This is a genomic window from Adhaeretor mobilis, from assembly GCF_007741515.1.
Taxonomy (GTDB): Bacteria; Planctomycetota; Planctomycetia; order Pirellulales; family Lacipirellulaceae; genus Adhaeretor; species Adhaeretor mobilis.
In genome coordinates, this window is record NZ_CP036263.1 from 5,302,683 (window position 1) to 5,316,826 (window position 14,144).

The following is a 14,144-nucleotide window of genomic DNA, read 5'->3' on the forward strand; positions in this document are numbered from 1 at the left end:
AACCGCCATTGGACTTAATTCCCGCTTGGCTTTCAGCCGACTAGGAAATAAGATGAAGGGGAGATTTGTGAAAGATTTCACGAAGTCTTTTGTAACTGCATATGGCTCATTGAGCGGACTCGGGGACGAGCCGGCTTGCCCTATTTTACGACGTGACTAGTTATGGCAAAAAAAGGCCCACGCAAGAAGGTTCCTAAGGAACTAGCGATTATCAATGCCGACAACTGCACCGGGTGCGAGTCGTGCTTGGAAGTCTGCCCGGTCGATTGTATCGAGATGAAGAAGATCGATCGTGGCGTCATCAAGGGCACGCAGCAGTGGTGCGAGATCGATCTCGAGCGCTGCGTGGGGTGCGAAGTCTGTGTGCACATCCCCGGCAAAAAAAGCAACCCGTACGAGCTGCTCGTCTGCCCGTGGGACGCTATCGAGATGGTGCCCACCGAGAATGCTGCGGTCGTGATGGCTCAAGTCGGCGGCCCGCCGGAATACATCGAAGAGCACTGGGACCGCCTCGTCGGCACGGCGCAACATCTGGCTGAACTACGCGCGGCTAACTAGCGCACATCTAGCAAATCGACTCTCTCACTGTACAAGTGGTCTGCCAGCAAGAAGCGATGCACGCTGGAGCATGCTGCTCTTCGCAAACAGCAATACGAGTTTCACGGACGACGTGGCAGTTTCACCTTGCGGCCCTCTGGATGCCTGCGTGTGGCAAGTAGCTCTACGCTTTTGCAACAATCGAACGCATGTATTCAATACTGCTGCGCGCGATTTCCAACGGGCTCGGCTCGTACTTAAATACTTCCACCGACACCCAGCCGTCATAGCCACTTTTCTGCAGCGCTGCGAAGATAGCCTCGAACTTCACATCACCCATACCGGGTCCAAGAAGGTTCGGATCGTTGGCGTGAAAGTGCGCCGTGTGCTGGGCGTTGGCGGTGATGACATCGGCAATGGGTAGCGCTTCGCTGGACATGGCTTTAACGTCTAAGTGCAGGCGGCAATTGGGCGAATCGACCAACTGCATGAGCCGCACGCCCTGCTCGGCCGTATTGAGAAAGTCCCCCTCGCCGGGGCCTAGGGGCTCCAAGGCAATCGTAACTCCGAGCTGTTCACACATTGGCATGGCGGCTCGCAGGACTTCTGCCGCGTGCTGCTCTGCCTCTTGATAGGCAACACCCGGCAACAAGTTGCGCTGTTGCGGCGAGCCGAGCACCATAATCGTGCCGCCCAAGTCGTGACAAAGTTGGGCGAGTTCTTGGATGTATTCGCCCGTGCGGCTGCGCACCGCGTCGTCGGGGCTCGTGAGGTAAAAACCCTCGGTCTTAGCCAGCAGCCAGTGCAGCCCGACGACTTCCAGCCCCGCGTCGGCGGCTTGCTGTTTCACTTCGGCGCGTTTTTCCGGAGACACGTTTCGCACATCGGCCACGTCGGCCCCTTCCCCCGCGACGCTGTCGCCAAGCGTGAAGGGGGCGATCTCTACGCCGGTGTAACCTAGCTCCCGCGCGAGCGGCCAGACTTGGTCAAAGGGTTGGTGGCCAAACATTTCGTTACAGAAGGCGTATTTCATGGGGGTAAGTATAGCAGATCGTGACGAATGAGAACGGCTGGTTGTGGGAATCAACCTGCTACGCGATAATTTGGGCAACGCCATTAGTTCTGTTGAATAGGATATTTACACGCATGACGCTACCACTTGGCACGATTCACCAAGGCGATTGCCTGGAATTGATGAAACAGCTCGACGACGGCAGTATTGATCTCGCCTTTGCCGATCCGCCTTTCAACATTGGCTACAAGTACGACAAGTACGACGATCGCCAGGACGATGAGAAGTATCTCGACTGGTGCGAGAAGTGGATTGGTGAGATGCACCGCCTGCTCAAACCGGATGGCACGTTTTGGCTTGCCATTGGCGATGAATATGCCGCTGAACTGAAAGTCGCTGCGACACGTACGCTCAAGCCGGGCTTTCATATGCGGGGCTGGGTTGTCTGGTATTACACCTTTGGCGTGAATTGCAAAACGAAGTTCACGCGTTCGCACGCTCATTTGTTTCAGCTGGTGAAGAACGAAAAGAAGTTCACCTTTAATGCCGAGGTACCCGCAGTGCGCGTGCCTTCTGCCAGGGCGCTGGTTTACGGCGACAAGCGTGCCAATCCCAAAGGCCGCCTGCCGGACGACACTTGGATTCTGCGGCCGCAAGATGCGCCAGAGAGCTTCCAAGCCATGGACGACGTTTGGTATTACAGCCGAGTCGCTGGCACGTTTAAGGAGCGGCAAGGATTTCACGGCTGTCAGATGCCGGAGCAACTGCTAGGACGAATTATTCGCGTGAGCAGCAACGAGGGAGACGTGGTGTTCGACCCGTTTGCTGGCAGCGGCACCACATTGGCTGTCGCGAAAAAACTGGAGCGTGAATTTATTGGTACGGAACTCTCTGAGGACTATGCCCAATACGCTACAGAGCGCTTGGCGGCAATTAGTTCAGGCGACCCGCTTGATGGTCCGGCCGATCCGCTTTCAAGTTCGCCTAAGACGAAGAATGGCGTGAAGTTGAAAGATCGCGAAAAACGACTTGCCAAGAAAAACTCTACCGCGAGCAAGCAAAGCTAGCAGACTGTCAATTCGCATCTTTACGGCTCTGCTGAGCTCCGCCGCCGGCTAGCAGTTCATCCTCGACATCCGCGCCGGTTACGTCTACCAGGAACATGCCGTTGAGGTAGTTTCGGCCCAGGAGCATGGCGTAGCTCATGGCGGAACGGTCGTTAAGGGAGACCAATACCGTGCGTTCAACCCCTTCGCAAAGAAGGGTCATTGGGATTTTATAGCGTTTCTCTTCACGCTCGCTGGTGCGCACGATGGCCACTTCCTCAATGATGCGTTCCAGCCAGAGGGACTCGCCTGTACGATTCTCGACGCGGAAGCGAATTTTCTTGCCGAGGTTTTCTTCCATGACTTCAGAGCCATCTTCAATGCTCCACGAGTCGGCATGTAACGAGCAAGTCTTGGCACCGGTATCGACGCGAGAATTGAACAGCATGGGATCTTCGGTGACTTCGAAATCTAGCAGTGCGACATTCACTGTCGGGCCAAGCACGCGGAGATCCTCGGCAGAGACCTTGGTCGATTGCACGTCGTCTAGGTCCAAGGAAAGGACGAAGATCGCAGCGGCGATGATCGAGGCACCGAGGGCGAAGACAACAGCTGTCTGTCGTTTGAAGTCGCTCATGGGGTGTTATCTCCTAGTCGCTGAGTCGTCAATCAAGATAGTGGTTGAGGCATCCTTACTACGCCTAAGAATTCCCCATTTGTTACAAGCGGTATCACTTCGCAGGTAGCAGTGTCGTACTCTGGTAACTGGTCAATTATACCTGCCAGACTGTGCCCGGGTCAAAAAACGCGTAAGCCGTTACGCCTGAATGACTTTAAGTTGTTTGACAATTTCGCGATTTTTCTCTTGGACAAGCTGTCCGCACGCTGCTGCGACATCTGCGCCCAAACTATAGCGAATCGTCGTAGTTAGGCGAGCCTGCTTCAGCAGTCCGGAAAAATGCTCGATCGTTTCGCGATCGCTCCCCGTGAGGTGCGGAGCGTCGTCGATTGGGTTGCAAGGTATAAGGTTCACATGAGCACGCAACCCGTCAAGCCATGCGATGAGTGCAGCGGCATCGTCGGGGGAATCGTTCAGGCTGGCGAGCATCAGGTACTCAATCATTACCGTTGATTCGGTCCCTTGGATTTTTTGCCTTTCCATTAAGGCATCACGCAACTGCTCCAGCGAGTACTTCTTGGCCAGTGGAATGATTCTTTCTCTTGTGTCTTGGCGGGCGCTGTGCAAGCTCAACGCGAGATTGACCTTGGGAAACTTGTAGGCAAACCGGACCATCGCGTCAGGTATTCCGACCGTAGACACAAGTACTCGTCGCGGGGAATGGTTGAAGTACTCCGCTGAGGTGAGCAGATCGAGCGTGTGATAGAGCTGCTGCTCATTGTGGAACGGCTCTCCCATGCCCATGAACACGAGATTACGAATGCGGCGATCCTCAGCAGCGAGCAGCTGGTTGGCCTGAACGACTTGGTCGAGTATCTCCTCCGCGGTAAGATTCTGTGCGACGCCCATCTTACCGGTAGCGCAGAAATCACACGCCGCAGCGCAGCCGACTTGACTGGAGACGCAGAGTGTGGTGCGGCCCGATGCGATACGCAGGATAACCGACTCGATGAGCAAGCCCGTGCACGTGCGGAACAGCAGCTTCGTCGCCCCATCTTGCTGCGAATCGCACCGTTTGTGCAGTGACAGGGAATGCAGAGCAATATGTTGGGCAAATGGCTCTCGCGCCCCCTCGGGCAGTTCGGCAAGCGCAGCTTCGTCTTGGCCGCGATGCTTCAGCAAGACGGTCCTCAGCCGACGCAAGTGCTGCGGGTCGAGCTTCAGCTCACGGCGCACCTTCTGCACAGCTTGCTCGTCGAACAGCGTTGGTTTCGGGATGACGTTAGCCACGGTTAGCACCGATGAGATTTATTGTAGGGTATGTCGAGTGGAGCGAGGCGTACCCTACTCTCGGATTCTACAACAAAATTGTTTTCGATGCCTCGCCCGGTTGTTCTATTGCGTAGCGTGGTACGAGGTACCCAGGCAGGCGCTGGCGCATCTCCGTGACGATTCGCTTGCCTTCCTCAATCGGGACTTCAAAATGTGCGGCACCGGAGACCCGATCAAGCTGGTGCAGGTAATACGGAGTGATACTTAATTCGATCAGGCGTTCGCTCAGATCACACTGGGCTTCGACACTGTCGTTCACGCCACGCAACAAAACAGCTTGGTTGAGCAACACCACGCCAACGGATTGCAGCTTCTGGCACGCAGCGGCGACTTCGTCGTCGAGTTCTTGGGCGTGGTTAGCATGCAAAACGACGACCGACTTCAGCCGCTCGCGGCTTAGCAGGCCCATGAGAAAATCTGTAATCCGCGAAGGAACCATGATCGGCAATCGAGTATGAATCCTCAACCGTTTCACGTGGGCAATCTTCTCGATACGATCCACGAGCATTTCTAGTCGCGAATCAACCAGCATCAGCGGATCGCCCCCACTGAGGATAACCTCGTGAATGGACTCATCGGCCACAATTGCATCGAGTGCCACGTCCCAGGCAGCATCGCTGTGTGGAGCGGTTTCATAAGGGTAGTGGCGGCGGAAGCAGTAGCGGCAATGCACAGCACATACGCCAGTGGTGATCAACAACACGCGGCCCTGGTATTTGTGGAGCAATCCGGGCGCCTGCTCAGCGGCGGCATCGTCGACCGGATCGACGGTGAAACCCGCTACTGGATTGCCTTCCTCGGCCAGCGGCAGAACTTGTCGCAAGAGTGGGTCTGCTGGATCGCCGGGCTTGATTCTCGCCAAATACGCAGGGGGGACGAATACGGGGAATTGGCTCGCACCGCTGGCTGCAGCGCTGATAGTCTCAGGTGGCAAGTCGAGCTGCTGACAGAGTGCCTCCGCATCGCGGATCGCGGCTTTGATCTCTCCCTGCCAACACATTTCAGGGGCTGCCGCCTCGCTAGAACGGGCGCGGACAGGTTCGGGTTGAGACGTTAAACTGGGCATCGACAGCGGATCGTGTTTCGAGGGTTGTAGGTACAGATTGTGTCATTCCGAAGAAGCTTAGGCGACGAGGAATCCGGCATCCATTCCAACCGGGGTTCAAAACTCGATTCCTGCGCTACCCGGCATTTCCAGTCACCAAGGCGGCTGTCGGAATGATGATCATCAGACTGTTTGAGAATCACTGCATCATACACGATTTAACTGAGGAAAGATTCTGTGGGAACCTATAGTACAAATGAATTCAAGAAGGGTCTGAAGGTTCAGATCGACGGCACGCCCTACCTGATGTTCGAGATGAATTTCCGTAAGCCGGGCAAAGGCTCTGCCTTGTACGAGTGCAAGCTTCGTAATTTGCTGCGTGGCACCGTCATGGACCGAACTTACAAGGCGGGCGCTTCGCTGGAATCTGCCGATGTCGAGGAATTTAATGCCCAATATTTGTACCGCCAGGGCGAATCATTCGTGTTCATGAATAATGAGGACTTCGAACAATACGAGCTCACCGAAGAGCAAATGGGCGATGCCGGGAAGTTCATCAAGGAAAACATGGACTGCCAGGTCATGGTGTGGGACAATCAGCCCATCGCGATGACGCCCCCGAATCACGTCATACTGCAAGTCGAATACTGCGAGCCCGCTGCCAAAGGGAATACGGCGACGAATGTTTCGAAGCCTGTGAAGCTAGAGACCGGTGCAGAAATCCTGGCCCCGGCTTTTATTAATATTGGTGATTGGTTGCGAGTCGATACTCGCACCGGTGAATATATCGAACGAGCGAAAGAGCCTGAGAGTTAAGTGATTTCAGCTTTGTAAGGTATTGCCGAGCCCCGCGAGGCATACCATGCCCCGCGTTGGTGGTAAGCCTCGCCAAGCTCGGCAGTACCCTGCATCAATTATCTAACTATTCTGCTGAGGAAACCCTATGAGTCCCACTGTCATTACGCTGATCGTTCTTGCCGTGTTGGCAGTCATTCTCATCGGCTGGGTCACGGGGATTTACAATCGCCTGGTGACGTTGCGAAATCGGTTGGAGAATGCTTTTTCGCAAATCGAAGTGCAACTAAAGCGGCGCTATGACTTGATTCCTAACTTGGTCGAGACCGTTAAGGGATACATGGAACACGAGAAGGGCACACTCGAAGCGGTTATTCAGGCTCGCAACCAAGCAATGGGTGCCGTAAAAGCAGCATCAGAAAACCCAGGGGATGCAGCGGCCATGACACAACTGGCAGGAGCGGAACAAATGCTGGGCGGCGTGCTGGGCCGGCTGTTCGCTCTGGCGGAAGACTATCCCGACTTGAAAGCCAACGAAAACATGATGCAGCTCACTGAGGAGCTCACTGCTACAGAGAATAAGGTGGCCTTCGCACGGCAAGCGTACAATGATTCGGTGACACAATACAACACCTACCGTCAAACCTTCCCGCCAGTGATCTTCGCCGGCATGATGGGCCATGGCCAGGATGCTGAGCTATTGGAGTTTGATAGTGAAGTGATTGCTGAAGCGCCGAAGGTGGAGTTTTGAGGCTTTAGGTCGTTAGGCTTTAGACTATAGGATTGAGTTAGAAAGCTTAACAGGTCAGCCAAGCCTCTATCGTTCTGTTCTTCAATCCTACAGTCTAAAGCCTAATCCCCCACAGCCTTCCCAATGGCTACCGACTTTTTCGAACGACAATCTGCGGCGCGCAAGTCGACCAAGTGGCTGGTGGGGATGTTCACAATCGGGGTCGTGTGCATCGTGGGCGGCACGGCGTTTCTTGCCTGGTTAGCGGTTCGCGAGCTGGCCGTGGCGAACCCCTATGAATCGGAGAGGCTGCTCGGGCTGCCCCAGGATCAAACCGCGATCCCCGTGATAGCCGGCTTGGTCTCCTTGTCGCTGATTGTGCTCGGCACTCTCTACAAGCTCTCACAACTGCGCGGCGGGGGTTCGGTTGTGGCGGAGAGCTTGGGCGGGAAGCGAGTCTTCCCGAACGTTGATACGCTTGCCGAGCGCCGCCTGCTGAACGTCGTTGAAGAGATGGCCCTAGCCAGCGGCGTGCCTGTGCCTCCGGTTTATCTTCTCGAAGGCGAGCCAGGTATCAACGCATTCGCTGCCGGCTATGCAACCAGCGATGCGGTGGTGGCAGTCACACGGGGGTGCGCAGAAAACCTCTCACGCGAGGAACTCCAGGGGGTGGTGGCCCATGAGTTCAGTCACATTCTCAATGGCGACATGCGACTGAACATTCGCCTGATTGGTGTGCTGCACGGAATCCTCCTGCTGGGACTGATCGGTCGGATCATCTTGCGCAGCTCGGGCGGTTCGCATCGCCGCAGCTCACGCGACAACAACAATAGCGGAGCTTACCTGATGATGATCGGGCTGGCGATGCTCGTTCTTGGCTATGCCGGGACGCTAATGGGAAACCTCATCAAGGCGGCCGTCTCTAGGCAACGAGAGTATCTGGCCGATGCGTCGGCAGTGCAATTCACACGCAACCCGGGTGGGCTTTCAGGAGCTCTGAAGAAAATCGGTGGCTTTGTGACCGGCTCAAAGCTCACTTCGGCCAATGCTTCTGAGGCGAGCCACATGTTTTTCGCGCAGGGCGTGTGGGAAGGGTTTACCTCGTTGACGGCCACACACCCACCGCTGCGGAAACGAATCTTAGCGCTCGAGCCGGGCTGGAAGGGCAAGTTCCTCGTTACTGCCAAGGGAGCCGCCGCCGGGCAACATGCCGGGGCTGCCGGTCTGGTTGGAAGCGTCACTGCTGGGCATGTTGATACTGAGCAAATCGACGAACACGATCAGGTGCCGCTCGACGTTGTGGAGCACTCTGCCGACCAAGTTGGCGAGCCGACCGAACTGCATCGTAGCTACGCGGCTGAGCTGGTCGCCGACCTGCCACACATCGTAGTCAATGCGGTCCACGAGCCCTATGGTGCTCGGGCGATTGTGTTTTGCCTCCTGGTGGATCGCGATCCAGAGATCAGGAGAATTCAGTTTGCCGCCCTGAAAAAAACCTCGCCTAAGGATCTTGTCGCCCTCACAATCAAGTTATTGCGCATCGTAGAAGCACTCGACGCGAGTGTGCGTTTACCGCTGATCGACATGGCATTGCCTTCGCTTCGTGCGATGTCACATGCCCAGTATCAGGAATTCATTCGCTGTTTCCAGGATCTTGTCGGGGCTGACCAGAGAATCGCTCTGTTTGAGTGGACACTTTATCGCATTGTGCTCCGGCACCTGCGTCCGCAGTTTGAACGAACCGCCCCGCCGAAGATTGCTTACTACGGCTTGCAACGTATGAACGAGGCCTGTTCGATGCTGCTATCTACGCTTGCTCACGCAGATAACCGTCGCGCTGAAGCACCAACAGCCTTTAAGCGAGGTGCGGCGTACTTGCCGAATGTGCAAGTGGAGATGCTCAGTCCGGCGGAGTGTGGGCTTGCGCCATTAAGCGAAGCGCTCGACAAGCTCAATCGAGTCGCGAGGAAGCAGCGCAAGTCTGTTGTCGAGGCGTGCGCAGCTTGTATCTGCGCGGACCACGACGTTACGGTAGCAGAAGCAGAACTATTCCGCGGCATCTGCGACATGCTCGATTGCCCCATGCCGCCACTGCTTCCTGGACAGCCTGTCGCGAGTCCGTCGGCAACCGCATGAGCGATAACAACCAGCGCCGCGAAGCAATCACGAAGCGAAGTGAGCTGCTCAAACGGGTACGCGACTTTTTTCATAATCGCGGTTTCTTAGAAGTCGAAACTCCGCTGGTGAGTGGCGAAGTGATTCCTGAGTTGCATATTGAACCGTCGATTGTTGGCGAACTGCCTAGGGGGGCACAGTTCTTGCAGGCCTCTCCTGAGTTACACATGAAGCGGCTGTTGTGTGAAGGGTTCGAGGCTATTTACCAAGTCACCCGATCGTTCCGTGGCGGCGAACAGGGTGCGCTGCACTCGCCGGAGTTCACCATCGTTGAGTGGTATCGAACGGGCGATGGCATGACCGAGGGGATTGCATTGGTAGACCGGCTGTTAGGTGAGGTCGCTGGCACGCGACCAGCTGTCTTAACAAGTTACCGCGAGGCGTTCGAGCGCGAGGTGCAGCTCGACCCTCACTTGGCGAGTTGCGAATTGCTGGCTGCCAAGGCGAGAGACCTTCAGCTGGACGTGCCCGAAGAGTTTCCACACGATGATCGCGACCAGTGGATGAATCTGTTGCTCTCGTTTTGTATCGAACCCAAACTGGGACAGGACGGGCCGGAGATTCTTTGCGATTACCCGTCCGGCCAAGCGGCGCTCGCGAAGGTGGAACCGAGCTCCAACGGTATCTCGGTCGCTCGCCGGTTCGAGCTCTACTGGCGAGGCATTGAATTGGCCAACGGCTACGACGAACTGACCGATGCCGTTGAGCTGCGAAATCGATTGGAGCAAGTGAATACGGCCCGAGCGAATGATGGCCGCCCTGCCCTGCCGTTGCCAGAGTCGCTGCTCGCGACGATGACCGATCCTGGCCTGCCGCCGTGCAGCGGTTGTGCTTTGGGATTTGATCGGCTCGCGATGCTCGCTTGCGAGGCCGATTCGATCGACAGAGTGAGGGCGTTCTAGCTCAGCGGATTGTCTTCAAGCTCCGTTGCGAACTGTACGCCCTCGTAGATTTTTGCCAGTGGGAGTTCTGCTTCCACCTCAGGCAATTCGACCACGGCATCGATTCCTTCAATCACTTCACGCTCAAAACTTGGTACTTCCGCTGCTGCAAGCCTTCTTAGGCGCGGGCCAGCTTGGCACATTCCTGGTGCCGGAAACAGCTCACCAGATGGTCGTTCACCAGCCCGGTAGCCTGCATGTGGGCGTACATGATGGTGCTGCCGGCGAACTTGAAACCTTTGGACTTCAGGTCTTTGCTCAGCGCGTCCGACTCGGCCGTGGTAACGGGCACATCCTTGGTGGTTTTCCAGCGGTTTTGAATCGGCTTTCCTTCGACGAACTGCCAGATATACTTCGCGAATCTACCATGCTCCTGCTGGACTTCGATGAAGGCCTGCGCGTTGGTCACTGCCGCGTTCACCTTCAATTTATTACGTACGATTCCTGGGTTCTGCAGAAGCTTCTCGATGCGCTTGGCCGAAAATCGCGCAACCTTCTGCACGTCGAACTGGGCAAACGCTTTTCGGTAGCCTTCGCGTTTGTTGAGGATCGTGGCCCAACTCAAACCGGCTTGGGCGCTTTCGAGCGTGAGGAATTCAAACTGGTGCTTATCGTCGTAAACCGGGACGCCCCACTCCCCGTCGTGGTACTCGCGGTAGAGATCGTTGCCAGACTCGCACCAGGGACAGCGTTGTTGACTGGGCATGTTTTTTTGAACCACGAAGGACACAATGAGCACAAAGCTACTCTCAAGACATAAGTGCGCGTCGCCGATACAATGCGAATCGATGAGGATGGTCGTTCTTCTCATCCGCAGGAAATGATTGCTCCTCAAAACAGCGCCACCGATGCCAATTAATCTCGGGTAGCACCGCATCCCCTTCTACCTCGGCTTCGACATGCGTGAAGTAGAGGTTGTTCGCTAGCGGTAATGCCGCTTCGTAGAGTTGGGCTCCGCCAATGACAAAAACATCTTCCCCGCCGGGCAAGTCCATTGAAACTTCAATAGCATCTTCCAGAGTGTGCGCGATCTTCACCTCCTCGTACTGGGTCGCGAAATCTTTTTGCCGCGTCACGACAACGGAGGTGCGTCCCGGCAACGGCTTGCCGATGGATTCCCACGTCTTGCGACCCATGACGATGGGATGCCCCATCGTGATTCGTTTGAATCGCTTTAAATCAGCAGAAAGCCGCCAGGGGAGATCGCCCCCGCGGCCAATGATGCTGTTCTGGGCGGCGGCGACGATAATGGAAAGGCCAGTGTTTTGAACCACGGAGTCACAGAGAGCACGGAGGTTTGTTGGATATCTCGCGAAGGCGTCAAGGATTCGAAAATCACTGAGTCCAGTGGACAATCAACAATGCGTTGACAACCCATGCAACATATAAGTAACACTCTTGCTTTGCGCCTTAGCGCCTTTGCGAGAGTAACAATAGTTTCTTCTCCGTGTCCTCCGAGACTCCGTGGTTCAAAACTACACCGCTACCTTCGCCCTAATATGCGGATGCGGATCGTAGTCTCCCAGCGTAAAATCCTCGAACTCAAAATCGAAAATCGACTTTACCTCTGGATTGAGCGTCATGGTGGGGAGTGGCCTTGGCTCGCGCCCTAGCTGCGTGCGGGCTTGGTCGAGATGATTTTCGTAGAGATGCGCATCGCCGAGGGTGTGGACGAAGTCGCCCGGCTCTAGGTCCGTCGCTTGAGCGACCATCATCGTGAGCAACGCGTAAGACGCGATGTTGAACGGCACCCCCAAAAACACATCGGCGCTCCTTTGGTAGAGCTGGCAAGAGAGCCGGCCATTGGCTACGTAGAACTGGAACAGCAGATGACAGGGCGGAAGTGCCATCTTGGAAATCTCGCCCACGTTCCACGCACTCACGATCAAACGGCGTGAGTCGGGGTTCGACTGAATTTGCTCGATGAGGTCAGTGATTTGATCGACCACGCCACCATCAGCGCTAGGCCAGCTGCGCCATTGGTGGCCGTAGACCGGCCCCAGCTCGCCGTTCTCGTCGGCCCACTCGTCCCAGATGCTGACGCCGTGCTCGTTGAGGTAAGCCGTGTTGGTATCGCCGCGCAGGAACCAGAGCAGCTCATAGGCTATCGACTTCAGGTGCAACTTCTTGGTGGTGAGTAGTGGGAACCCCGCCGACAAATCAAACCGCAGCTGCCTTCCGAACACGCTTCGCGTACCGGTGCCTGTACGGTCGGACTTTTGGACACCGTTGTCGAGAACGTCTTGGAGGAGGTTGAGATATTGCTGCATGACTCAGATTCTCGTTCCCACGCTCCTGCGTGGGAACGCACGAACTAGCCGCTCCTGCGGCGTTTGAGTTTTAAGTGATCGCAAACCCAAGGTACGGGGCTGCGCCGCAGGAGCGGCTGACTATCCCGTTCCACGCAGGAGCGTGGGAACGAGCGTGAGCTACTCCTGCTCGGCCATAAGCTGTTCGAGCTTCTTGGCCAGGGCGGTTGGATCGTCGTTTTTTACGATTTTATCAATTTCAGGAGCTTTGACACCCAGTTTTTCCAGAGCTCCGGCGGCTTGCTTCCATTTGGTGGCACGGGCCTTGCCTTCGGCTAGGTACAGGTCCGTGACCAGCTCGCCCAGACGTTGGATGCCGATCGCCTCCTTATTGTCGTAGAAGTTCTTGATCGCCTTTTGCTGGAATTTCGTGAATTGGCGGGCCATCGCTGGGGGCTCCTCGTGATGTGACGAATATAGCTTACGGCAAACTGCAAGCTTTGGACATTATCGCCCCACAAGCGGCTTTAACCACCGGCGACCGTGGGGTAAAGTATGTTATCGACTGTCGGCTGCTCTAGGTAGCACCCGACCTGTCTAATTTTCCCTGGCTTTGGAATGAAGGCTCTACAAGACATGCCGGTTATCAAGTTCACGAAAGAAAATGTTGAGATCGAAGTCCCCAACGGTGCGAACCTGCGGACCGAAGCCGTTAAGGCAGGTGTCAACGTCCACCAGGGCATCAATGGCTTCGCTGCGGGCCTGAATAAAGTAGTGAATTGCCACGGCCTGGGCCAATGCGGCACCTGTCGCGTGCGGATTACCAAAGGCATGGAAAACGTGAGCAAGATGGGCATGGTCGAGAAGGCAAGATTCCGCGTGCCGATTCCTACTCCGGTGACTCCGGGAGGCTTCGATCCTTTGCCCTGCCTCGCGTTTGTAGGCAACGAAGAAACGATGCGGCTTTCCTGCCAAACTAAAGTGAACGGCGATATCGAAGTCGAAACGGGCCCTGAGCTTGACCTGTTCGGCGAGAATTTCTTTAGCTAAAGGAGAAGCTCTTGTAGGGTCCGCTGTGCGGACCATAGGCTATCACAAGTCATGTAGGGTACTGCCGAGTGGAGCGAGGCATACCGAATCCACAGACTATTGGCTCTTGGCAATACAGCTGAGCAGCTAATAGCCGAGAGCCAACAGCCTTCCATGAAACAAGTCGTCGCCATTGTGAAGCCGTTCCTCGCGGAGCGCATCTTAGACGCTTTGCGGCGCGCCCCCTTGGAAGCCGTGCACGTGCGTGAAGTGAAAGGCATGGGGCGGCAGAAGAACTATCTCAACGAATACGCCGAGAGCGAATACGCCGAGGCGTTTCTCCCCAAGGTAGAGATTACCGCTTGGGTCGAGGATGCACGCAGCGAAGAAGTGATACGCCAAATGGTTGAGACAGCGCGCACCGGCCGCATGGGCGACGGAAAGATATTCGTGATGAGTGCCGAGCACGTTGAGGCGGGGCTAGGGCTTTAGTGGGTGGCTGGGTAGCGTCTCCTCGTTACCACGCTCCTGCGTGGGAACGGGATATCTAGCCACTCCTGCGGCGCTAGACCCTGACAGTGATTGGCCTTCGCACCGGGCCAGACGCAGAGCGTCAGAATCTTGCGTTACCACG

Annotated in this window: 16 protein-coding genes; 8 read left to right on the forward strand and 8 right to left on the reverse strand. The window is 55.9% G+C overall.

All coding sequences use genetic code 11. The features are described 5' to 3' along the window. The first annotated feature begins 162 nt into the window (after window positions 1-162). Window positions 163-558 (forward strand): 4Fe-4S dicluster domain-containing protein, encoded by a 396-nt coding sequence (locus HG15A2_RS20830; protein WP_145062952.1) that lies wholly within the window; start codon window positions 163-165, stop codon window positions 556-558. A 163-nt stretch (window positions 559-721) separates the two neighbouring features. On the opposite strand, the gene HG15A2_RS20835 is transcribed toward HG15A2_RS20830, so the two are convergent. Beyond that, complete coding sequence (locus HG15A2_RS20835; RefSeq protein ID WP_145062954.1) at window positions 722-1,570, reverse strand: sugar phosphate isomerase/epimerase family protein; 849 nt, start codon at window positions 1,568-1,570, stop codon at window positions 722-724. A 113-nt stretch (window positions 1,571-1,683) separates the two neighbouring features. Here HG15A2_RS20835 and HG15A2_RS20840 point away from each other — a divergent pair, with 113 nt between their 5' ends. Then, window positions 1,684-2,616, forward strand: coding sequence for a DNA-methyltransferase (locus tag HG15A2_RS20840; protein WP_145062956.1), 933 nt, complete (start codon window positions 1,684-1,686; stop codon window positions 2,614-2,616). Window positions 2,617-2,623: 7 nt separating this feature from the next. On the opposite strand, the gene HG15A2_RS20845 is transcribed toward HG15A2_RS20840, so the two are convergent. The 3 genes from HG15A2_RS20845 to epmB form a co-directional block, all read right to left on the reverse strand. Continuing rightward, window positions 2,624-3,232, reverse strand: coding sequence for a putative ATP-dependent zinc protease (locus tag HG15A2_RS20845; protein ID WP_145062958.1), 609 nt, complete (start codon window positions 3,230-3,232; stop codon window positions 2,624-2,626). Between the two features lie 180 nt (window positions 3,233-3,412). Further along, window positions 3,413-4,504, reverse strand: coding sequence for a 23S rRNA (adenine(2503)-C(2))-methyltransferase RlmN (gene rlmN / locus HG15A2_RS20850; protein ID WP_246117817.1), 1,092 nt, complete (start codon window positions 4,502-4,504; stop codon window positions 3,413-3,415). 67 nt (window positions 4,505-4,571) lie between these two features. Continuing rightward, a complete protein-coding gene (gene epmB / locus HG15A2_RS20855) occupies window positions 4,572-5,612 on the reverse strand; it encodes an EF-P beta-lysylation protein EpmB (RefSeq protein WP_145062960.1) in 1,041 nt (346 codons plus the stop codon). A 216-nt stretch (window positions 5,613-5,828) separates the two neighbouring features. Here epmB and efp point away from each other — a divergent pair, with 216 nt between their 5' ends. The 4 genes from efp to epmA all read left to right on the forward strand — a co-directional run bounded on the left by efp (window position 5,829) and on the right by epmA (window position 10,193). Beyond that, entirely contained in the window at window positions 5,829-6,407 is a 579-nt protein-coding gene (gene efp / locus HG15A2_RS20860; RefSeq protein ID WP_145062962.1) for an elongation factor P, read from the forward strand. A gap of 127 nt (window positions 6,408-6,534) precedes the next feature. Beyond that, window positions 6,535-7,137, forward strand: coding sequence for a LemA family protein (locus HG15A2_RS20865; RefSeq protein WP_145062964.1), 603 nt, complete (start codon window positions 6,535-6,537; stop codon window positions 7,135-7,137). A 123-nt stretch (window positions 7,138-7,260) separates the two neighbouring features. Beyond that, entirely contained in the window at window positions 7,261-9,252 is a 1,992-nt protein-coding gene (locus HG15A2_RS20870) for a M48 family metallopeptidase (RefSeq protein ID WP_145062966.1), read from the forward strand. Further along, complete coding sequence (gene epmA, locus HG15A2_RS20875) at window positions 9,249-10,193, forward strand: EF-P lysine aminoacylase EpmA (protein ID WP_145062968.1); 945 nt, start codon at window positions 9,249-9,251, stop codon at window positions 10,191-10,193. The genes HG15A2_RS20870 and epmA overlap by 4 nt, the downstream gene beginning before the upstream one ends. A 157-nt stretch (window positions 10,194-10,350) precedes the next feature. On the opposite strand, the gene HG15A2_RS20880 is transcribed toward epmA, so the two are convergent. The 4 genes from HG15A2_RS20880 to HG15A2_RS20895 all read right to left on the reverse strand — a co-directional run bounded on the left by HG15A2_RS20880 (window position 10,351) and on the right by HG15A2_RS20895 (window position 12,928). Further along, window positions 10,351-10,938, reverse strand: a complete 588-nt coding sequence (locus HG15A2_RS20880; protein WP_145062970.1) for a DNA-3-methyladenine glycosylase I — start codon at window positions 10,936-10,938, stop codon at window positions 10,351-10,353. Window positions 10,939-10,981: 43 nt separating this feature from the next. Then, on the reverse strand, window positions 10,982-11,506 hold the full coding sequence (locus HG15A2_RS20885; protein ID WP_145062972.1) for a dihydrofolate reductase: 525 nt from the start codon (window positions 11,504-11,506) through the stop codon (window positions 10,982-10,984). Window positions 11,507-11,707: 201 nt separating this feature from the next. Continuing rightward, complete coding sequence (locus tag HG15A2_RS20890) at window positions 11,708-12,502, reverse strand: thymidylate synthase (RefSeq protein ID WP_145062974.1); 795 nt, start codon at window positions 12,500-12,502, stop codon at window positions 11,708-11,710. Window positions 12,503-12,661: 159 nt separating this feature from the next. After that, a complete protein-coding gene (locus HG15A2_RS20895; protein ID WP_145062976.1) occupies window positions 12,662-12,928 on the reverse strand; it encodes a hypothetical protein in 267 nt (88 codons plus the stop codon). Between the two features lie 171 nt (window positions 12,929-13,099). Between HG15A2_RS20895 and HG15A2_RS20900 the strand changes: the two genes are divergently transcribed. Further along, window positions 13,100-13,531: a 2Fe-2S iron-sulfur cluster-binding protein gene (locus HG15A2_RS20900; RefSeq protein ID WP_246117818.1), complete on the forward strand. Its 432-nt coding sequence runs from the start codon at window positions 13,100-13,102 to the stop codon at window positions 13,529-13,531. Between the two features lie 153 nt (window positions 13,532-13,684). Further along, window positions 13,685-14,002, forward strand: a complete 318-nt coding sequence (locus HG15A2_RS20905) for a P-II family nitrogen regulator (protein ID WP_145062978.1) — start codon at window positions 13,685-13,687, stop codon at window positions 14,000-14,002. The last annotated feature ends 142 nt before the right edge of the window (window positions 14,003-14,144 follow it).